This is a genomic window from Rathayibacter sp. YIM 133350 (assembly GCF_037404875.1).
GTDB lineage: Bacteria > Actinomycetota > Actinomycetes > Actinomycetales > Microbacteriaceae > Orlajensenia.
This window is the reverse complement of the sequence record NZ_JBBELO010000020.1, coordinates 24,901-45,932: the sequence shown is the minus strand read 5'-3', so window position 1 is coordinate 45,932 and position 21,032 is coordinate 24,901. Positions and strand designations below refer to the sequence as shown.

Sequence of the window (21,032 nt, the reverse complement as noted above, 5' to 3'; positions counted from 1 at the left end):
GGTGCTTTATCCCAGCGTTACCTCGTTCGAGGTTATGGAACCATATTGATCTAGTGCAACTAGCAATAGGATGGGGCGGTGATCATTCGCATCGACCCGTCGTCGCCGGTGCCGCTGTTCGAGCAGCTCGCGACAGCCCTGCGGTCCGAGATCATCGCGGGGCGCATCGCCGACGGCGAGCGACTTCCGCCGGCTCGCGAGCTCGCCGCCTCCCTCGAGGTCAACGTGCACACGGTGCTGCACGCCTATCGGGAACTGCGCCAGGAGGGGCTGCTCGACCTGCGCCGCGGACGCGGCGCCGTCGTCGTCGCTCGGGAGGATTTCGGCCGCGTGGGCGAGATCGTCGCCGTGCTGGCGGCGGAGGCGCGCCGGCTCTCGCTGGCCTCCGACACCGTCGTCGCACTCGTGAGAGAGGAACTCGCCCGATGAACGCCGAACCGACCTGTTCCATGCCGACTTGCCGCTTTTCGCGGGTTCGCGGGCGCGGGAACCCGCGAAAAGTGGCAAGTCGGCGTACGGGAGGGCGTCAGCCCCTGGCTGCGCGCTGAGCGTACTGCTCGCGGATGACGGGACGGGTGTCGACGTCGGGCGAGGCGACGACCTCGAGCGGCCATGACGGACGCTCTCCCGTGAGCACCCAGGCGGCCTGGCGTGCTGCGCCGTCGGCGACGTACTCGCCGGGCGCGGGGATGACGACCGGTGCGTCGAAGACCTGGGCGGCTATGGCGCGCACGGCCGGATTCTGCGCCGCGCCGCCGATGAGCAGGATGCGCTCGACGGCCACGCCCTGCGCGCGCACGGCATCCAGGCCGTCGGCCAGACCGCACAGCAGTCCCTCGATGGCCGCTCGCGCGACGGACGGGCGGGTGGTGTTCGCGAGGGTGAGACCCGAGAGGGATGCGGTCGCGTCGGGGAGGTTCGGCGTGCGCTCGCCCTCGAAGTAGGGCACCAACACGGCGCCCCCGGCGCCGGGCGCGGCCTGGAGGGCGAGCTCGCCGAGTTCGTCGTGGCCGACGCCGAGCAACGCCGCCGTGGCATCGAGCACGCGGGCGGCGTTCAGGGTCGCGATGAGCGGCAGGTGGTTGCCGCTTGCATCCGCGAACCCAGCGACGGTGCCGGTGGCATCCGTCACGGCATCGGGCGTGACGGCGAAGACGGTTCCGCTCGTGCCGATCGAGACGACGACGTCACCCGGGGCGGCGTCGAGGCCGAGAGCCGCGGCGGCGTTATCGCCGGCGCCGGGACCGATCGCGGTCTTCCCGTCGTCCGCAAAGCGAGGCGATTCCGCGTCTTGGTCGGCGTGTCGCCGCTCCGAGGCGGCGTGGCGCTCGGAATCGCCTCGCTTCTCGGAATCTCCTCGCTTTTCGGCTGTGGGGGAGAGGGCGTCCGAATGCACGGAGCCGGCTGCCTCGGCCGGGCCGAGCACGCGCGGCAGCACGGCGCCGTGGCCTAGTGCGCGCTCGAAGAGGTCGATGTCGTAGCCGTCCGCGCCCCAGTAGGCGGTGCCGCTCGCGTCCGAGCGGTCGGTCACGAGTTCCGTGAGCACTGGCCCGAGCGGCGATTCGCCGTGCGGCCCGAAGCCGCGCAGGCGCCACGTGAGCCAGTCGTGCGGAAGGGCGACGGCGGCGACCCGTGCGGCGTTGTCTGGTTCGGCATCCCGTAGCCAGCGCAGCTTGGTGGCGGTGAAGGACGCGACGGGCACCACGCCCGTGCGGCGGGCGTACTGCTCGGCGCCCACCTCGCCGATGAGGTCGAGCGCGGCCTGCGCCGAGCGGGTGTCGTTCCAGAGCAGGGCGTCGCGGATGACGCGGCCCTCGGTGTCGAGCACGACCATGCCGTGCTGCTGTCCCGCGATCGAGACCGCGGCAACGTCGTCGAGACCGCCGGCCTGGGCAATGGCCGCCAGCAGGGCGTCCCACCAGGCCTGCGGATCGACCGCCGTGCCATCCGGATGCGACGCTCGGCCGGTGCGCACGAGGGCACCGGTCTCGGCGTCGCGAACGACGACCTTGCAGGACTGGGTCGATGAATCGACTCCGGCGACGAGAATCACGCGATGCTCCGTTGCGTCAGGGGGAGGTCAGGGATGGGGCGGGGAAAAAGCAGGGCAGAGAACGCGTCGATACGCCAGCGGCTCCGGGCGCGCAGTGCGCATCCCGGAGCCGGTTCGGCGGATCTCGTCGGGTCAGCCGCGCGCGCCGAGCAGGTGCTCGGTGGCGAGCTGCTGCAGGCGCACGAAGCCGAAGCCCTTGCCACCGAGGTAGGCGTTGGCGTCGAAGTCCTCGAACGCCGAGCGGTCGGCGAGCAGGTCGTCGTAGCTCTCGCCCTCGCCGAGGGTCGGCTGGGCGAGCTCGAACACCTTGGCGGCCTCGAGCGCCTCCTGCACCTCGGGGTCGGCGCGGAATGCCGCGGCGCGCTCCTTGAGCAGCAGGTAGGTGCGCATGTTCGCGGACGCGGAGTCCCAGACGCCCGTCTCGTCCTCGGTGCGGCTCGGCTTGTAGTCGAAGTGGCGCGGGCCGTCGTAGGAGGGGCCGCCGTTCAGGCCGCCGTTCTCGAGCAGGTCGACGAGTGCGAAGGCGTTGTGCAGGTCGCCGTGACCGAACACGAGGTCCTGGTCGTACTTCACGCCGCGCTGGCCGTTCAGGTCGATGTGGAAGAGCTTGCCGTGGTACAGCGCCTGGGCGATGCCCGCCGCGAAGTTGAGCCCGGCCATCTGCTCGTGCCCGACCTCGGGGTTGAGGCCGACCAGCTCGGGGCGCTCCAGCGAGTCGATGAAGGCGATCGCGTGGCCGAGCGTGGGCAGCAGGATGTCGCCGCGGGGCTCGTTGGGCTTGGGCTCGATGGCGAAGCGGATGTCGTAGCCCTTGTCGGTCACGTAGTCGCCGAGGAGGTTCACGGCCTCGCGGTAGCGCTCGAGCGCCTGGCGGATGTCCTTCGCGGAGTCGTACTCCGCGCCCTCGCGGCCACCCCACATGACGAACGTCTTGGCGCCGAGCTCGGCGGCCAGGTCGATGTTGCGCAGCACCTTGCGCAGGGCGAAACGCCGAACGGAGCGGTCGTTGGAGGTGAAGCCGCCGTCCTTGAAGACGGGAGCGCTGAACAGGTTCGTGGTCACCATCGGCACGATGATGCCGGTGTCGGCGAGCACCTGCTTGAGGCGGTCGATCTGCTTCTGGCGCTCCGCATCCGTGGAGCCGAAGGCGAACAGGTCGTCGTCGTGGAAGGTGAGGCCGTAGGCGCCGAGCTCGGAGAGCTTCTCGACCGCGTGGACGACGTCGAGTGGGTTGCGCGTCGGGCCGCCGAAGGGGTCGGTGCCGTTGTAGCCGATGGTCCAGAGGCCGAACGAGAACTTGTCGGCGCGGGTGGGGGTGGTCATGATGCTCCGGATTCCTCGATGAATCGAATTGTTGTAGGTAACAACCTATATCAGTCCGGCCCAACAGGCAACGGCGAGTTTCGGAGACTTTCCGATAGTTTCGCCGCTAGTATCGAAAAGTGACCACTGATGCCGCTCAGGAGCGCGTGACGCTCGCCGCCGTCGCCGAAGAGGCCGGGGTCTCGTTGTCCACGATCTCGAAGGTGCTCAACGGCCGGTCGGACGTGTCGGCAGCGACCCGCGCACGCGTGGAGGTGCTGCTGGCGCAGCGGGGCTACGAGCGTCGCACCGGGGGCGACACGACGCGTTCGCAGTTGGTGGAGCTGGTCTTCCATGAGCTCGAGAGCATCTGGTCGATGGAGATCATCGCCGGGGTCGAGGCGGTCGCGAAGGAGCACGGCCTCTCGGTGGTGCTCACCGAGAGCGGCAGCAGGCACTCGCCGGCACCCGACTGGATCGAGGGCGTGATGCGCCGTCGCCCCGTGGGCATCGTGCTCGTCTTTTCGGACCTCGCCCCCGAATACCGCGAGCAGCTGCAGTCCCGCGCCATCCCCTTCGTGATCATCGACCCGGCCGGGGACCCGTCTCCCGAGGTGCCCTCCGTCGGATCGGCGAACTGGTCGGGCGGGCTGCTGGCCACCCGACATCTCATCGAGCTGGGCCACACGCGCATCGCGGCGATCACCGGGCCCGAAGACATGATGTGCTCGCTCGCGCGCGTCGACGGCTATCGCTCCGCCATGAACACGGCCGGCCTCTCGATCGATCCGGCCCTCATCCGTTTCGGCGACTTCCACGTCAGCGGTGGGCGCCTGCACTCCCGCGAGCTGCTCGAACTCGACGACCCGCCCACGGCCATCTTCGCGGGCAGCGACCTGCAGGCGCTCGGCGTTCTCGACACGGCGCGGGCGCTCAACCTGCGCGTGCCCGACGACCTCTCCGTCGTCGGCTACGACGACATCTCGCTCACCCGCTGGATGAGCCCGCGCCTGACGACGGTGCACCAGCCGCTCCGCCGTATGGGCGAGGAGGCGACCCGCATCGCGATCCGCATGAACACCGAGCGGCCGGCATCCACGCCCAGGCTCGACCTGGCGACGAACCTCGTCGTGCGCGACAGCACCGCCCCGCCGCGCGCGGCCTGAGGTCGCCGGCGTGCAGTTCCTACTGCACAGCGCGGATTCCGGAGCGTCGGCTCGCCCGCGCCGAGCGATGATGGTGCCGTGTCCGTGCAAGGATGTCGAGCACCATTCGGATGATGCGGGGGCTCTGTGGCGACGACGGCCTACGAACGTGTGATCGCAGACGAGGCGCTGCGCCGAAGCGTGCAGCAGAAGTTCGCCGGAGACGGCGACGTGATCGACGAGCTGTGGTGGGTTGATCACCCCGATGACGCCGCTCCGAGTGGGCGGGAGTCGCCCCTCGCCCAGATCCGCGTGCTGCAGCGTAACGCTTACGCCGCCGACGGTCGCGACCGCGATGGCGCGGCGCACCAGCTGGCCGAGGCGCAGAAGCGCCGGAGCATGCAGCGCCGATTCGCGCTCGAAGCGGTGACGGCTGCGGATGCCGCGGTGGTGCTCCAGTCGGCGGCTATGAGGGGGACGGCGCAGGGGACCCATCCGTCGTCGGAGCAGGCGTCGTCCTCCGAGCGGGAGTCGAAGCCTGAGCGGGACTCGAAGCCGGCGCCGGCGTCGCGCGGGAGGATCGTCCTCGTTGCCGCGGCGGCTCTCGCCGCCGGGCTGTTAATCGGAGGGGCCATCGGGGCTGCCCTCCCCAAGGGCGTCCCGTCCGAGGCGTCGGCGCCGACGGGCACGTCGACCAGCACGGAGGCCGCCGTCGACCAAGCGCCGGCCGTGGCGAGCATCTTCGACCGGCCCCAGGAGCCCAATGATCTGCCGGCGGTCGCCCTCGCCCCGAGCTTCCGTTCCGAGTCCTTCCGGCTGTTGAGCCCGGGTGACGAGTTCGGTCCGAGCGCCTACGCCGCGCGCGACGACTCCGGGCAGGTGTGCCTCATCGTCATCCCTCCCGAGAGGACCTACCTCTCCAGCTGCGTTCTCGAGGGCAGCATCGCGCGGGCGCCGCTTCGGCTCAGCTGGGAGGCACCAATAACCTCGCGCAACGCCGACGGCTCCCCCGGGGAGCAATCGCCCGGAGACTGGCTCCTGGTGTGGCAGGGTGGCGAGTCGTTGAGTGGCACTGCGGCCGCCCGCAAGCCGTAGACCCGCACCGTCCCCACCCGCGAGCCCGTAGCCGTACCCGTCCCGCCCCCGAGGACGCAGTAATTGCGGGTACCACCGGCGGAGGACCCACCATAACTGCGGGCTCGGTTAGAGGGGACCCACCATTTCTGCGGGCTCGGCGAGCGGCCCCACCATATCTGCGGGTTCGGCGACGGGACGGTCCGCATCCCGCGGTCCAACGCGACGAAGGGGATGTCCCGTGCCAGTCGACACGGGACACCCCCTTTCATCGGCGGGGCGCGGTCGCTAGGCCGGGTCCACGCTCACCGAGGCGTGCAGCCTGCGCGTGTGGTCGACGTGGCGCACCTCTCCCGTGAGCCGCACCGAGTGCGCCGAGACGATGTCGCCGCTCGAACGGCCGAAGCCGAGCACGATCTCGCCCGGCTCGACGATGCGGCGGCCGTCGGCTCCGGTGAAGCTCGTCAGGTCGGCCGGTACCTCGAAGCGCACCCGCACGCGCTCGCCCGCGCCCAGGTCCACGCGGGCGAAGCCGATGAGTCGTTGCACCGGGCGCACGATGCTGGCAACCGGGTCGTGGAGGTAGAGCTGCACGACGTCGCTGCCGGCCCGATCACCGGTGTTGGCCACCTCGATCCAGACCTGCACCGAGGCATCGGTCGCCGCTTCCGCGGCCGACTGCGACGCGCCGTTCCACTCGAAGGCGGAGTAACCCAGGCCGTGGCCGAACGGATACGCCGCGGTCGGGTCGATGTTCGAGACATCGCTCGCCGTCGCGAGCGGCGACGCGAGGTAGGTCGAGGGCTGGGCCCCCGGATGCGCCGGAACGCTCACCGGCAACCGGCCAGCGGGGTTCACCCGGCCGCTGAGGATGCCGGCGATCGCGCCGGTGCCCTCCTCGCCCGGGAAGAACGCCTGCACGATGGCGGCCGCATCCGTCGTCGCCCGTCCGAGGGCGTAGGGCCGGCCGGCCAGCAGCGTCACGATCGTCGGCGTGCCGGAGGCGAGCACCGCATCCAGCAGCTGCTGCTGCGCACCGGGCAGCGAGAGGCTCGGCGCGTCGCAGCCCTCGCCGCTCGTGCCCCGGCCGAACAGGGCCGCCCGGTCGCCGAGCACGAGCACGACCACGTCGGCCTCTGCTGCGGCAGACACTGCGGCGTCGAAACCGTCGAGCTCACCACCGTCGACGGTGGTGCCGAGCGCGTGCCGAATCTCGGCGTCGGGGAACTCCGCGCGGAGTGATTCGAGCAGGGTCGGGAGCTCGATGCCGAGGGGGAGATGCGGATGCTGCACCCCCACGTGAGAGGGGAACGAGTAGCAACCGAGCACCGCGTACGGGTCATCGGCGTTCGGACCGATGACCGCGATGCGCGTCGGAGCATCCGTGCCCGCGCCGAGCGGCAGCACCCCGTCGTTGCGCAGCAGCACGATCGAGCGCTCCGCGAGCGTGCGGGCGAGGGAACGGTTCTCGGCGGTGTCGAGGTCGATGCGACCGCGCAGCGCCTCCGCGTCGGAAAGGTCGGCTCCCGCCAGCGCCGAGGGGATCGGCGACCAGTCGGCGTCGAGCATGCCGAACTCCGCCTTCTGTCGCAGCACCCGCCGCAGGGCGCGGTCGATGAGCGCCTCGTCGATGCGGCCCGCTTCCACCGCCTCGACGAAGGGCGCGCTGAAGGCCTTCACCGTCGGCAGCTCCACGTCGATGCCGGCGCCGAGGGCGAGGGCGGCGGCGGCCGTCCAATCCTCGGCGACACCGTGCAGCAGGTGGAGGAACCCGATCGCGAAGTAGTCGGCGACGACCGTGCCCTCGAAGCCCCAGGCCTCGCGCAGCAGGTCGGTGAGCAGCGACGCGTCCGCGGCCGTCGGAACGCCGTCGATGTCGGTGTACGCGTTCATGACCGAGCGCACGCCGCTCTCCCGTACCGCCATCTCGAAGGGAGGCAGCAGCACGTCGGCGAGCTCGCGCCGGCCGATGGAGACGGGGGCGAGGTTGCGGCCGGCGCGCGACGCGGAGTAGCCCACGAAGTGCTTCAGCGTCGCGACGATGCCGGCCGACTCGAGGCCGCGGATGTAGGCGGATGCGACCGTGCCGACGAGATAGGGGTCCTCTCCGATGGTCTCCTCGACGCGGCCCCAGCGGGCGTCGCGCACAACGTCGAGCACGGGAGCGAGACCCTGGTGCACGCCGAGGGAGCGCATATCGGCCCCGATGTGCTGCGCCATGCGCTCCACGAGCTGGGGGTCGAAGCTGGCTCCCCAGCTCAGCGGCACCGGGTAGGCGGTGGCCTGCCAGGCGGCGAAGCCCGCGAGGCACTCCTCGTGGGCCATCGCCGGGATGCCGAAGCGGCCGGCGCGCATGATGCGCTGCTGCGTGCGCAGCAGCGACAGGGCGCCGACGGCGGGATCGACGGGTGCCGTGCCGAAGGGCCGGGTCAACTGCCCGAGACCCGCAGGCAACAGCTCATCGAGGTCGACGTCGTCGTTCAGGTCGTGCTGGTGGGGGGCGACGTCGCCACCCTCCGCCGAGGCGCCGACCCAGACCCCATAGAGCTGGGCGACCTTCTCGCGCACCGACATCGCGGCGAGCAGCGCCTCGACGCGTTCCTCGGTCGGGAGGGTGCGGTCCTGCCAGGCGGCCGCATCCGTCATCGTGTCGGTCATCCCTTCACCGCCCCGGTGAGGCCGCCGACGATGCGGCGCTGGGCGATGGTGAAAAACAGGATGGCGGGCAGCATCGCGAGCGACGTGAACGCGAGCACCGCCGCCGTGTCCTGGGAGTACTGCGTGGAGAACTGCTGCACGCCCAAGGGCAGGGTGTACGTCGACGCGTCGCTCAGCATGAGCAGCGGCAGCAGGTAGGCGTTCCAGCTGCCGACGAAGGCGAGCACGCCGACGGTCACGAGTCCCGGTCCCGACAGCGGCAGCAGGATGCGCCAGAAGAAGCCGAACCGGCTGGTTCCGTCGATCGCTGCGGCATCCTCGAGCTCGGCGGGGATGGCCCGCAGGAACGGCACGAGGATGATGATGGTCGTCGGCAGCGCGAACGCGATCTGCGGCACGAAGACGCCCGCGAGTGTTCCGAGCAGGCCGATGTTCTTCAGCATCAGGTAGAGCGGCAGGATCGCCACGGTGATGGGGAAGAGCAGTCCGGCGGTGAACATCGAGTAGATCGCGTCGCGGCCCTTGAACTGGTAGCGGGCGATGACGAACGCGGCCATCACGCCGAGGATGACGACGCCGATGGTCGTGGCCAGGGCGGTGATGGTGCTGTTTGCCACCTGCTGCCAGAAGCTCGGCGAGGTGAGCACGGAGGCGTAGCTGCTGAACACCCAAGGGTTCGGCCAGGCGGCCGGGCTCTCGTTGATCTGGGCCGTGGTGCGGAAGCCGCCGATCCAGATGTACGCCACCGGCACGATCGTGATGCCGACGATGATGAGCGCGATCAGGTAGACGAAGGGCTGGCCCCAGTCGAAGCCGCGCTTGGTCGGTCCGCCGGATGAGCCGCTGGCGGTGCGCGGCGAGGTGCGCCGCGCCGTCATGGTGGTGGAGGTCATGGTCAACCCACTCCTTGGGTGAGGGAGCCCGCGAGGTCGCGGCGCAACACGAACCGCTGATAGACGAGGGCGAAGATGAGGGAGACGATGAACAGGATCACGGCGACGGCGCTACCGAAGCCCAGCTGGTTGCGCTGGAATCCGAACTGAACCATGTAGGTCGCCATGGTCGCCGTCGCTCCGGCGGGTCCGCCGCCGGTGACGACCCAGATCATGTCGAACAGCTGCAGCGAGCCGATGATCGACAGGAACGCCCAGATGCGGATGGTGGGGGCGAGCAGCGGAATGGTGATGTGCCGCTGGGTCTGCCACCAGGTGGCGCCGTCGATCTGGGCGGCTTCGCCGAGCTCTTCGGGAACGCCCTGCAGGCCGGCCAGGAAGAGGATGATCGCGAAGCCGATGTACTTCCAGGTCAGGATCCAGAACATCGTCCAGAGCACGACGTCGGAGTCCGCGAGCCACAGCCGGGAGAGGTCGCCGAGTCCGATGGCGGAGAGGAAGGAGTCGAAGGGGCCCTCCGGCTGAAGCAGCAGTTTCCATGAGAGGCCCGCGATCACCTCACTGAGCACGTAGGGGATGAAGATGATGACCCGCAGCAGGGTGCGGCCGCGCATCCTGCGGTTCAGCAGCAGCGCGATGCCGATGGCGACCGGCCCCTGGATGACGAGGGAGAGCACCACGATGAACAGGTTGTGGCCGATCGCGCCGATGAAGACGGGATCGCTGATGGCCCGGATGTAGTTGTCCGGGAAGTTGAAGTCGGTCAGGGGACCGAAGCCGTTCCACTTGAACAGGCTGTAGACGGCCGCGAGCACGACGGGAACCAGGACGAAGCCGACGTAGACGAGGGTCGCGGGAGCGACGAACAGGGCGATCTCCAAGCCCTTGCGCCGCCGGGCCCGCGAGGGCCGCCGAGCCGGGGCCGGGCCCGCGGAAACCGCGGGCCCGGCTGGGATGGTGCGTGAGAGTGTCATGGCGCGTTTTACTCGGTCTTCGCCGCGTCCTGCATGCCGGTGACGATGTCCTTCGCGGAGCCCTTGCCTGCGAAGAGGTTGACGATGCCGTCGTTCATGGCACCGCCGACGGTCGCGCCGTAGGCCGTGTCGAGCCAGAGCTGAACGTACGACGCCTTCTGCTTGCCGGCGAGAACCAGCTGCAGGTTGGGGTCGCTGACGCTGGATGCGGCATCCTGAACCGTGGGGATGCCCGCGCCGCTCGCGCCGAAGCGCTTCTGCACGTCGGTGCTCATGATGTACTTCAGCAGCTCGACGCACTCGGGCGGGGCCTGCTGCGAGCAGGCGAAGCCGTCGCCGCCGCCGAGGGCAGCGGTCGGGTCGCCTTCGGAGCCTTCGATGCCCGGGAAGTTGAACCAGCCGAGGAACGAGGGCACCTGCTTGTCGGCCGTCAGGCCTCCGACGACGCCGGGCTCCCAGTGGCCCATGAGCTCCATGGCCGCCTTGCCGTTGGCGAGCAGACCTGCCGAGCTGCCGGCACCCTGCTGGGCGGGAGTGGCGAGGAAGCCCTCCTGGAAGGGCTCCGTCTTCAGGAACGTGTCGAGGTCGTCGCCGGCCTTGACGAAGCACTTGTCGTCGAAGACGTGCTTGGACTGGGCCTTCTTCAGCGTGTCGGGGGAGCAGTCCTTCAGCGCGAAGTTGTACCACCAGTGCGCTGCAGGCCACTTGTCGCCCGCACCGACGGCGATGGGCGCCGCGATCCCCGCCGCCTTGAGCTTGGCGACGTCTTCGTTCAGCTCATCCAGGGTCGTGGGGGTGTCGGTGATGCCGGCCTGGGCGAACAGGTCCTTGTTGTACCAGAAGCCCTCGATGCCGTAGCTGAAGGGCAGTCCGTAGGTCTTGCCGTCGATCTGCCAGCCGCTGGCCGTGGGGCCGACCGCGTCGAGCTCGTCCTTGACGTCGCCGGAGATGTCCTTGACGTAGCCGGCGGCGACCTGGTCCTTCAGCTCTCCGCCGCCCCAGGCCTGGAAGAGGTCCGGCGGGTTGTTGGAGCGCAGTGCGTTCGGGATGAGCGTCTTCTGCAGGTCCTCGTTCTGGTAGCCCGTGACCTTGACGGTCACGTTCGGGTGCGACTTCTCGAATTCCTTCGCGACGTCTTCCCAGAGGCCCTTCAGCGGGTCCTGGTTCCCGTTGTGCCACCACGTGAGGGTGACCTTCCCGTCGGAGTCGCCGCCGCCACTGGCGCTACATCCTGTGAGTGCCGCGACCGCCACGCCGAGCGCGGCGGCGCCGGCAAGCAGCCTCTTAGTGCTGCGTCTGTTCATCGTTGAACCTCTCGAAAGTTTCGACGGCAACGTCGAAAGTGATTAGGGCGTTCCGATACTACGGCGGGGACCATATGCGGTCAAGCGCAACAAATAACGCTCTGGTCACGGCTGCGGTGCCCCGCAATCGTGGGGCGCAGCGGCCAACGCTCAGGCGATCGCCAGATCCGACGAGGATCGAAACTTCTCGAAACCTGGATGGCATCCAAGTGCCGGGACGACGTCGGAGCGACCGCAGGGCGGTTCGTCGGCTGACATCGCGAATGTTCTTGGCGTGAACATAACGACGGATGCCGCAGGCAACTATCCTCGGAGCATGCCGGCCATCACCGAGTCCTCTCAGGCTGCGCGCGCGAACGGCGGAACGGCCGAGCAGATTCGCGAGCGCAACCTCTCCAGCATCCTGGGCTGGCTGCACCGTGACGGGGCGCTCAGCCGCGCCGACCTCACCCGGCTCTCGGGACTCGGCCGTTCAACCGTCGGGGTCGTGCTCGCGGAGCTCGCCGAACTCGGGCTCATCGTCGAACGGCCGGCGGTCGCACGCGGCGCCGGGCGGCCGAGTCCCATCTTCGAGTCCGACCCATCGATCGTCGCGATCGCCGTCAACCCCGAGGTCGATGCGCTGCACATCGGACTCATCGGCATGAACGGGCAGGTGCGTCGGCGCGCCCGCATCGCGTACGAGGATGGCCCGCCTCCCGTCCCGCAGTTCGTGCAGTCGGTCAATGCCGTCGTCGCGGGAATGCTCGCCGGCGGGGAATGGCGAGTAGCGGGCGTCGGCGTCGCCGTTCCCGGTCAGGTGCGCGTCTCCGACGGGTTCGTGCGCGAGGCCACCCACCTGGGGTGGACGGACCAGCCCGTTGGTGAACGCCTGCACGGCGCGCTCGGGTATCCGGTGCACGCCGCCAATGCCGCCGTGCTGGCGTTGCGTGCGGAGAGCACGTTCGGTGCAGGGCGTGGGATCGACGACCTCTTCTACATCATCGGCGGGGCCAGCGGCATCGGCGGCGGGGCCGTCAGTGACGGCAGGCTCGTTTTCGGCACGAACGGGCACGCCGGAGAGGTCGGGCACGTCTTCGTCGGCGACACCGATCGGCGCTGCACGTGCGGTTCGACCGGCTGCTTCGAGACGGCGGTCTCGCGCGCCGAGCTCTTCGCCGCGCTCGGCATGAGCGACAGCGAGGAAGACGAGCTCGATGAGCGTGCTGCGACTACCGACCGGCCCGAGGCGCTGGCTCTCATGGAGAAGTACCGGGCGACGCTGCGCCACGTGTTGCAGAGCGTCGTGAACCTCTTCAACCCCTCCACCGTGATCATCGGTGGATTCCTGGCGGTCATCACCGAGGGCCGCGAGGCCAAGGACCTGGTGGGCGAGGCGATCCGCTCGGCTCGGGAGGGAACGACGGTGCTGCGCGGCTCCTCGCACCCCGACCTGTTGCTCGTCGGGGCGGCCGAGCTCGTCTTCGCCGAACTCATCGCGGATCCCGCCGGTCAGGCGCCTGCGGCCCTGATCGCCTGATTGTTCCCGACGCGAACATAGCGCTCTAGTCCCGCGCTGAGGCGCTGCCTCTGCCCTTTGTTGTTTCGGGATCCCCTTGCGTCGGCCAAATGGATGCGTTATGTTTGCGGCGCAAACAAAATGGCATCGGAGTGGCTGCCTCGCCGTCCTGCACGAAGGCGTCGCTCCTCTACAAGGAGGTAATGATGCGCAAGCGGCACTTCGCAGCAGCGGCCGGTCTCGTGATCGGCGCCGTGCTGCTCGCCGGATGCTCTGCCGGCGGTGGGTCTGATGACAACGCCAAGGTCGACACCGACCCGAAGGGCGATGGGAAGACCCTCACGCTGTGGCACTACGAGGGCGCGGACAGCGCCATGGGCAAGGCTTGGGATGCGGCGATCACGGAATTCGAGAAGGAGACCGGCGCCAAGGTCAAGTTCGAGGAGAAGTCGTTCGAGGCGATCCGTTCGACCGCGAGCCAGGTGCTCAACTCGAACTCCGCACCCGACATCCTCGAGTACAACAAGGGCAACGCCACGGCCGGCCTGCTTTCGAGCCAGGGCCTGCTGACCAACCTCGACGCAGCGGTCAAGGCCTACGGCTGGGATGACAAGCTGGCCTCGAGCCTGCAGACGACGTCGAAGTACAGCGACGAGGGCATCATGGGCTCCGGTCACTTCTACGGCATCCCCAACTACGGCGAGTTCGTCGACGTCTACTACAACAAGGACATGTTCGAGAAGTACGGCATCGCCGTGCCCACGACGTTCGAGGAGTTCGAGGACGCCCTGGCGAAGTTCAAGGCCGCCGGCGTGACGCCGCTGGCCGAGTCCGCCGCCGAGTATCCGCTCGGCCAGCTGTGGTACCAGCTCGCACTGAGCAAGGCGGACCGCGACTGGGTGACCGACTACCAGACCTATACCGGCAAGGTGGACTTCCACGACAAGGCCTTCACCTACGCCACCGACACCATCAAGGACTGGGTCGACAAGGGCTACATCTCCACGGATGCGACCGGCCTGAAGGCCGAGGACGCGGGCGTGGCGTTCGAGGCCGCGAAGTACCCCATCTTCTACTCGGGCAGCTGGTGGTACGGCCGCTTCACGACAGAGATCACCGGGTTCAACTGGGGCAGCTTCCTCTTCCCCGGCTCAGACATGGCACCCGGATCCTCCGGCAACCTCTGGGTCGTCCCCGAGAACTCGAAAAACAAGGACCTCGCATACAAGTTCATCGACATCACGATGAGCCCGAAGATCCAGGCGATCATCGGCAACAACGGCGGCATCCCCGTCGCGGCCGACGAGGCCGACATCACCGATGAGAACAGCAAGGCGCTCATCGAGAACTTCACCACGCTCACCGAGCGCGACGGCCTGGCCTTCTACCCCGACTGGCCCACGCCGACCTTCTACGACCAGCTCAATGCCGGCCTGCAGGAGCTCGTCAACGGCACAAAGAAGCCGGATGCGGTGCTCGACGAACTCGGGAGCGAGTACGAAGACGGCGTCAAGGACATCACCGGCTGATTCCCGCACAGGCCGGGTGGGGAGGGCCGGAACCACGGTCCTCCCCACCTGCGCCGGGACTTCTCTGCAAGGAAAGGCACCACCATGGCTGCATCGACCCTTGCGCCCGCGGCATCCCGCCGACGGGCGAAGCCGGCAGCGGAAGCGCCCCTGCTTCCCAAGAGCGGCAAGAACGACCGAGCCGCGTTCTGGCTCTACCTCATCCCCGGCTTCGTGCTGCTCGCGGTCATCGTCCTCATCCCGCTCGTCTGGAACATCTACCTGAGCTTCACCTCGTACCGCGGCATCCGGCCCCCGCGCTGGATCGGCCTGGAGAACTGGGTACGGCTCTTCCAGGACGACAAGTTCTGGCTCTCGTTCGCGAACTCGATCGCGATGATCATCGCGATGGTCGTCATCCCGACACTGCTCGGCCTCGCCCTGGCGGCGATGCTGTTCGACCTCATCGGACGCAAGTTCGGCGGCCGGCTCGCGAGCTTCCTGCGGGCGACGTACTACCTGCCGCAGATTCTTCCGGTGGCCGTTGCGGCCGTCGTGATCGGCTGGATCCTGCGGGCCGACGACGGCGCCCTCAACCAGATCCTGACCACCGTCGGCTTGGGCGGCCTCGCACACAACTGGCTCGGCAGCCCAGACACCGCACTGCCCAGCATCATGGCCGTGATGGTGTGGGTGCAGCTCGGCTACCCGGTCGTCATCTTCATGGCCGCCCTGCAACGGGTGGATCCGGAGCTCTACGAGGCGGCGGAACTCGACGGAGCCAACTGGTTCCAGCGCTTCACTGCGATCACCGTCTCGATCATCCGTCCCGAGATCTTCGTCGTCACCCTCACCTGCACGATCGCCGCGCTCAAGGTCTTCGGACCTGTGTACACACTGACCCGCGGCGGGCCCGGCAACGCCACCATCGTGCCGAGCTACTACTCCTACAGCGAGTTCTTCCAGAGCCAGCAGGTGGGATACGGAGCCACGATCGCGACGGCCCTGACCGTGGTCATCGCCGTGGTGGCCATCTTCTTCATCAAAGCCCAGAACCGCGCCGAGCGTGCAGAGAACGAGCGCTGATCATGACCACCGCGACACCCCTCGCCCCCGTCACCACCACGAAGCCCGCGAAGAAGGAGAGCACCTTCCGGGTGCGCCGCCGCAAGACGCGGCGCACCGCATCCGACTGGCTGCTGCTCGTCGTCGCGATCGTCGTGGCCGTGATCATCGCCGCGCCGTTCTACCTGATCATCATCAACTCGTTCAAGACGAACGCCGACTACGCCACCGGCGGCCCGCTGCAGCTGCCGACGCACATCTCGTTCGACGGCATCACGGCGTTCTGGAACCGGGTCGACTTCCCCCTGAAGCTCTGGAACAGCTTCGTCATCTCGGGCACCGTGGCCATCCTGGCCGTGATCATCTCGGTGTTCTCGTCGTACGCGATCGGCGTGGGTCGCGTACGGGGTCGCACCTGGATCGTCGTGCTCTTCCTGCTCGCGAACGTGCTTCCGCAGGAGGCCCTGCTCTACCCGCTGTACTTCATGTTCAAGGCGGTCGGGCTCTACGACAACGTCTGGTCGGTGATCATCGTCTTCACCGTCATCCAGAGCGCCTTCGGAACCTACCTGCTCTCATCGGTGTACGGAACGTTCCCGAAGGAGATCCTGGAGGCGGCGGCGCTGGACGGCGCCAGCCGGTGGAAGGTGCTCTGGAGGGTCATCGTGCCCATCAGCCGGCCGACCCTGTCGGTGCTCGTCATCTTCTTCTTCATCTGGACGTGGAACGAGTTCCTCATCCCGCTCGCCTTCCTCGTGAGCAACGACAACCAGACGGTGCCCGTGGCCATCGCGACGCTTCAGGGCGATCGGCTCATGGATGTGACGACCACGAGCGCCTCGGCGCTGCTCGGCCTCATCCCGACGCTCGTCTTCTTCCTCATCTTCCAGCGCACGCTGACGCGCGGCATCACGGCAGGAGCAGTCAAGTAATGAAGTTCACCGACGGATTCTGGCAGTTGCGTCCCGGGGTCACCGCGCTCTATGCGGCACAGGCCTACGACGTCGAGACCCGCGAGCACGACCTGGTGGTCACGGCGCCGACACGGGTGATCGCATCGCGGGGCGACACGCTGAACCGGCCGACGCTCACGGTGACGCTCTCCTCACCGCTCGAAGACGTGATCGGGGTGCGCGTCGAGCACTTCCAGGGCGGAACACCGCAGCTCACCTTCCCGCTGCCGGGTGCCCGCGAGGGCGTCGGCGTAGCGGAAGGCGGCGAAGGGGAGGCCCGGCTGACGGCCGGTGCGCTCAGTGCCCGCGTCGAGATCGGAGCGAGCTGGGCGGTGCACTTCGAGGCGGCCGGCCGCCGTCTCACGGGCAGCGGAAGCAAGGCTCTCGGTTACGTCGAGCTCGCCGATGACGCCCAGGTGGACACCGGCCTCGTGGGCAACGCCCGCTCCGGCACCTCCGCCCCATCCAGCCGCACCTACGTGCACGAACAGCTCGACCTCGGCGTCGGCGAACTCGTCTACGGGCTCGGGGAGCGGTTCGGCCCGCTCGTCAAGAACGGCCAGAGTGTGGAGATCTGGAACGCCGACGGCGGAACCTCGAGCGAGCAGGCTTACAAGTCCGTTCCGTTCTACCTCACCAACCGCGGCTACGGCGTGTTCGTCAACCACCCCGGGCACGTCTCCTATGAGATCGGCTCCGAGGCCGTCGAGCGGGTGCAGTTCTCGGTGGGAGGGGAGTCGCTGGAGTACTTCGTGATCTACGGCGAGACGCCGAAGGCCATCCTCGATCGCTACACCGAACTCACCGGTCGGCCGGCGCAGGTTCCGGCGTGGTCGTACGGGCTCTGGCTCTCCACGAGCTTCACCACGGACTACGACGAGGCGACCGTCTCGAGCTTCATCGACGGCATGGCCGAGCGTGACCTGCCGCTCTCGGTGTTCCACTTCGACTGCTTCTGGATGCGCGAGTTCAACTGGTGCGACTTCGAGTGGGATTCACGCGTCTTCCCCGATTCCGAGGGCATGCTCGCCCGGTTGCACGGCAAGGATTTGCGCATCTGCGTCTGGATCAACCCGTACATCGGCCAGCGCTCTCCACTCTTCGCCGAGGCGAAAGCCGCGGGCTACCTCGTGGGGCGTCCGGACGGATCGGTCTGGCAGTGGGACCTGTGGCAGGCCGGCATGGGACTGGTCGACTTCACCAATCCGGATGCCACGGCGTGGTACCAGGGCAAGCTGCGGCGCCTGATCGAGCAAGGAGTGGACTGCTTCAAGACCGACTTCGGCGAGCGCATCCCGATCGATGTCGAGTACTTCGACGGTTCCGCGCCCGAGCGCATGCACAACTTCTACACCGAGTTGTACAACCGTGCCGTCTTCGACGTGCTCGAGCAGGCGCGGGGTGCCGGCGAAGCGGTGCTGTTCGCCCGGTCGGCCACCTCGGGCGGCCAGGCGATGCCGGTGCACTGGGGCGGGGACTCGACCTCGACCTACGCGTCGATGGCCGAGACGCTGCGGGGCGGGCTCTCGCTCGCATTCAGCGGATTCGCGCACTGGAGCCACGACATCGGCGGGTTCGAGGGAACCCCCGACGCCGGGGTCTTCAAGCGCTGGACGGCCTTCGGCCTGCTCTCCAGCCACAGCCGGTTCCACGGCTCGGACTCCTATCGCGTGCCGTGGATCTTCGACGACGAGGCCGTGGAGGTGACCCGCAGGTTTACGAAGTTGAAGCTCGCCCTCATGCCCTACCTCTACCAGCTCGGCATCGAGGCGACCGCGACGGGCGCCCCCATCCTGCGCCCGATGCAGCTCGAGTTCCCTGAAGACCCCGCCGTGGCCTACCTCGACCGGCAGTACATGCTCGGCAGTGACCTGCTCGTCGCGCCGGTGTTCAACGCGGACGGCGAGGTGGATCTCTACCTGCCAGCGGGCACGTGGACCAGCTACCTCACCGGCGAGGTCGTCGAAGGCGGCGGATGGCGCCGCGAGCGTCACGACTTCCTCTCGCTCCCGCTCTACGTGCGTGGGGGAGCGCTGCTGCCGGTCGGGGCGCGCACGGATCGACCCGACTACGACTACCTGCAGAACCTCTCGCTGAGGCTGTTCGCGGGAGGGGAGGGCTCGAGGACGCTCACCGTGACGACGCCCGAGGGTGCATCCGCCCGGTTCGAGGTGGGCGCCGACGACGCTGGCGCGAACGTGCGCTCCGAGCTCGAGAACGGCTGGACGCTCCACGCGGGAATGGCCGAGCAGGGCGCAGCGGCAAGCGGGGGAGTCGCATCCGTCACCCTCTGAGGTCGTGGCGAAGCGGGCCCGACGTGCGTTAGCATTGAGGTGAATCGAATCGATTCGATTCACCGCGGCGATGCTGCCGCCCGCCGGGCATCGCTGCGCTCCCTCCGCGCGAACCCCGGACGATCGTTCCCCCACGCCCTGTGCGTGCGCCGCACCGACCGCCTTTGAGGATCGCCTTGACCTACACCGGCTCCATTCCCGCCATCACGCCCGACGGCGCGGTCAACCACGCGCACCCCGGCGACCGGCTGAGCTCGCGCCAACGGCTGGTCTACATCCTCGTCCTCGGTGCCCTGACCGCGCTCGGTCCGTTCACCATGGACCTCTATCTGCCGGCCATGCCGACCCTGCAGCATGAACTCGGCGTGCCGGCGGCGGCGATCCAGCTGACCCTGACCGGCACCATGCTCGGCTTCGGATTCGGTCAGCTCATCGTGGGTCCCTGGAGTGACAAGGTGGGCCGTCGTCTGCCCCTTCTGCTGGCGACGAGCCTGCACATCCTCGCCTGCATCGGCGCGGCGCTCTCGCCCGACATCTACTGGCTCGGCGCCTTCCGCCTGCTCATGGGCTTCGGCGCATCCGCGGGCGGCGTCGTCGCGATGGCCATGGTGCGCGACCTCTTCGGCGGAAAGCCGCTCGTAAAGATGCTCTCGCGGCTCGCCCTCGTGAACGGGCTCGCTCCCGTGATCGCCCCCGTCGCCGGCTCGCAACTGCTGTTGCTGGTCGACTGGCGCGGCATCTTCTGGGCGCTGGCGATCTACGGCGCCGTCGTCGCGCTGTGCGTCGCGTTCTTCATCGTCGAGACGCTGCCGCAGCAGGACCGCCACGGCGCCGGGCACAGCACCGCGCGCGAACGCTACAAAGCACTGTTCTCGGACCGCGTCTTCGTGGGCGTCGCCCTCATCGGAGGCATGAGCTTCACGGGGCTGTTCGCGTACCTGTCGAGCTCGTCCTTCCTCTTCCAGGAGGTGTTCGGCTTCAGCGCCCAGCAGTTCGGCCTGCTCTTCGCCGTCAACTCGGTCGGCATCATCATCGGCGTCCAGACGAGCTCGTGGATCATGCACCGCACCTCGGTCGGTCCGCAGTGGATCCTCGTGGCGACGACCGTGGTTCAGCTGATCACCGCGACGGCGATCATTGTGCTCAGCGTCTCGGGAGCAGGCCTCTGGGGCGTCATCATCCCGCTGTTCGTGTTCATCATGGCCTGCGGATTCACGTTCCCCACCATCCAGGTGCTCGCGCTCGTGCACCACGGCAAGGAGGCGGGAACCGCCGCATCCGTGCTGGGCGCGCTCAACTTCGGGCTCGCCGGACTGCTGTCCCCGATCGTCGGGGTCCTGGGCGTTGCGACGGCTGCCCCCATGGGCCTGGTCATGGCGTGCGCCGCCGTCATCTCGATCCTCACGCTCTGGCTCGTCGTGCGCCCGCGCACGGTTCCCGCCCTCACGAACTAGCCACGCCTCACCGTTGCGCCACCTCCGCGGCCGTGCGCCAGAAGATCTGGCGCAGAGACCGTCGAAGTGGCGCAAGCGGATGCCGGCGGCCGCACCGCGGGCGGGGTTTGAGGAGCGATCGGATACGGTGGGCGGATGGCCGGCCGTAGGTACCCCGCCGTGGAGACGCGGCCCTCGTGGGTGCGCACGAACGCCTTCTGGCTCTCGGGCAGCGCCGCGCTCGTGCTCGCCGTGCTCGTCGGATTCGTGGTGGTGCTCCGCCAGCAGGCGGCGCTGCTCGGCCTCGATGAGGAGTGGGCGGAGGAGATGCTCGAGTTCCGCGGACCCGTCGGGCACGCCTTCGCGCTCGTGTTCGACATCGTGGGCGGGCACTTGATCGGCAGCATCCTCATTCCGGTCGGCGGAGCAACGGCGCTCTTCCTGTTCCGTCGCCGGTGGGCGGCGTTCTACTACCTGCTTGCGACGGCCATCAGTGCCGGTCTCGTGCAGGTGCTCAAACACGCATTCGCGCGCGCCCGCCCCGAAGACATGCTCGTCACGAGCGACTTCGGGTCATTCCCCTCCGGACACGTCGCCAATGCCGCGACGCTCGCCGTCACCGTGAGCCTCATCTTCCCGTACGTCTGGGTGTGGATCGCCGGCGCCGCCTGGACGATTCTCATGGCCCTCAGTCGCACCTACCTCGGAGCGCACTGGATGACGGATACCATCGGCGGCATGCTCATCGGTGCCGGGGTGGCGCTGCTTCTGTGGGGGCCCTTCGCCGTACGCGTGCGCGCCGAACGTACGAAGCCGGTACCCGGCCGGCCCGTCTCGTCGGCAGCCGACGCGGGTCGCTGAACGAACCGCTCACCGAA

The 21,032-nt window shown here is 68.5% G+C and carries 16 protein-coding genes; 10 read left to right on the top strand and 6 right to left on the bottom strand.

The window, feature by feature from the left end; genetic code table 11:
• The first annotated feature begins 78 nt into the window (after positions 1 to 78).
• Complete coding sequence (locus WDJ51_RS06115) at positions 79 to 429, top strand: GntR family transcriptional regulator (RefSeq protein ID WP_337851552.1); 351 nt, start codon at positions 79 to 81, stop codon at positions 427 to 429.
• A 97-nt stretch (positions 430 to 526) separates the two neighbouring features.
• Here the strand turns inward: WDJ51_RS06115 and WDJ51_RS06110 are convergent, their stop codons facing one another.
• On the bottom strand, positions 527 to 2,053 hold the full coding sequence (locus WDJ51_RS06110) for a xylulokinase (RefSeq protein WP_337851551.1): 1,527 nt from the start codon (positions 2,051 to 2,053) through the stop codon (positions 527 to 529).
• A gap of 132 nt (positions 2,054 to 2,185) precedes the next feature.
• On the bottom strand, positions 2,186 to 3,376 hold the full coding sequence (gene xylA, locus WDJ51_RS06105) for a xylose isomerase (protein ID WP_337851550.1): 1,191 nt from the start codon (positions 3,374 to 3,376) through the stop codon (positions 2,186 to 2,188).
• A 119-nt stretch (positions 3,377 to 3,495) separates the two neighbouring features.
• Between xylA and WDJ51_RS06100 the strand changes: the two genes are divergently transcribed.
• Both WDJ51_RS06100 and WDJ51_RS06095 read left to right on the top strand, forming a co-directional pair.
• Positions 3,496 to 4,521, top strand: a complete 1,026-nt coding sequence (locus tag WDJ51_RS06100) for a LacI family DNA-binding transcriptional regulator (protein ID WP_337851549.1) — start codon at positions 3,496 to 3,498, stop codon at positions 4,519 to 4,521.
• A 126-nt stretch (positions 4,522 to 4,647) separates the two neighbouring features.
• Positions 4,648 to 5,595: a hypothetical protein gene (locus tag WDJ51_RS06095; protein ID WP_337851548.1), complete on the top strand. Its 948-nt coding sequence runs from the start codon at positions 4,648 to 4,650 to the stop codon at positions 5,593 to 5,595.
• Between the two features lie 267 nt (positions 5,596 to 5,862).
• On the opposite strand, the gene WDJ51_RS06090 is transcribed toward WDJ51_RS06095, so the two are convergent.
• Genes WDJ51_RS06090 through WDJ51_RS06075 form a run of 4 tightly spaced genes read right to left on the bottom strand, consistent with a single transcriptional unit; the run spans position 5,863 to position 11,403 of the window.
• Positions 5,863 to 8,232, bottom strand: coding sequence for a beta-glucosidase family protein (locus WDJ51_RS06090; protein WP_337851547.1), 2,370 nt, complete (start codon positions 8,230 to 8,232; stop codon positions 5,863 to 5,865).
• Positions 8,229 to 9,125 (bottom strand): carbohydrate ABC transporter permease, encoded by an 897-nt coding sequence (locus WDJ51_RS06085; protein ID WP_337851546.1) that lies wholly within the window; start codon positions 9,123 to 9,125, stop codon positions 8,229 to 8,231. The genes WDJ51_RS06090 and WDJ51_RS06085 overlap by 4 nt, the downstream gene beginning before the upstream one ends.
• Before the next feature lie 2 nt (positions 9,126 to 9,127).
• On the bottom strand, positions 9,128 to 10,099 hold the full coding sequence (locus WDJ51_RS06080; RefSeq protein ID WP_337851545.1) for a carbohydrate ABC transporter permease: 972 nt from the start codon (positions 10,097 to 10,099) through the stop codon (positions 9,128 to 9,130).
• An 8-nt stretch (positions 10,100 to 10,107) separates the two neighbouring features.
• On the bottom strand, positions 10,108 to 11,403 hold the full coding sequence (locus WDJ51_RS06075; protein ID WP_337851544.1) for an ABC transporter substrate-binding protein: 1,296 nt from the start codon (positions 11,401 to 11,403) through the stop codon (positions 10,108 to 10,110).
• A 316-nt stretch (positions 11,404 to 11,719) separates the two neighbouring features.
• Between WDJ51_RS06075 and WDJ51_RS06070 the strand changes: the two genes are divergently transcribed.
• The 7 genes from WDJ51_RS06070 to WDJ51_RS06040 all read left to right on the top strand — a co-directional run bounded on the left by WDJ51_RS06070 (position 11,720) and on the right by WDJ51_RS06040 (position 21,015).
• Entirely contained in the window at positions 11,720 to 12,922 is a 1,203-nt protein-coding gene (locus tag WDJ51_RS06070; protein WP_337851543.1) for an ROK family transcriptional regulator, read from the top strand.
• Between the two features lie 185 nt (positions 12,923 to 13,107).
• Entirely contained in the window at positions 13,108 to 14,430 is a 1,323-nt protein-coding gene (locus tag WDJ51_RS06065; RefSeq protein ID WP_443218464.1) for an ABC transporter substrate-binding protein, read from the top strand.
• An 84-nt stretch (positions 14,431 to 14,514) separates the two neighbouring features.
• On the top strand, positions 14,515 to 15,495 hold the full coding sequence (locus WDJ51_RS06060; protein WP_337851541.1) for a carbohydrate ABC transporter permease: 981 nt from the start codon (positions 14,515 to 14,517) through the stop codon (positions 15,493 to 15,495).
• Positions 15,496 to 15,497: 2 nt separating this feature from the next.
• Positions 15,498 to 16,406, top strand: coding sequence for a carbohydrate ABC transporter permease (locus WDJ51_RS06055; RefSeq protein ID WP_337851540.1), 909 nt, complete (start codon positions 15,498 to 15,500; stop codon positions 16,404 to 16,406).
• On the top strand, positions 16,406 to 18,721 hold the full coding sequence (yicI, locus tag WDJ51_RS06050; protein ID WP_337851539.1) for an alpha-xylosidase: 2,316 nt from the start codon (positions 16,406 to 16,408) through the stop codon (positions 18,719 to 18,721). The genes WDJ51_RS06055 and yicI overlap by 1 nt, the downstream gene beginning before the upstream one ends.
• A gap of 176 nt (positions 18,722 to 18,897) precedes the next feature.
• Positions 18,898 to 20,175 (top strand): multidrug effflux MFS transporter, encoded by a 1,278-nt coding sequence (locus WDJ51_RS06045; RefSeq protein WP_337851538.1) that lies wholly within the window; start codon positions 18,898 to 18,900, stop codon positions 20,173 to 20,175.
• Positions 20,176 to 20,310: 135 nt separating this feature from the next.
• Positions 20,311 to 21,015, top strand: coding sequence for a phosphatase PAP2 family protein (locus WDJ51_RS06040; protein ID WP_337851537.1), 705 nt, complete (start codon positions 20,311 to 20,313; stop codon positions 21,013 to 21,015).
• Positions 21,016 to 21,032 lie beyond the last annotated feature (17 nt).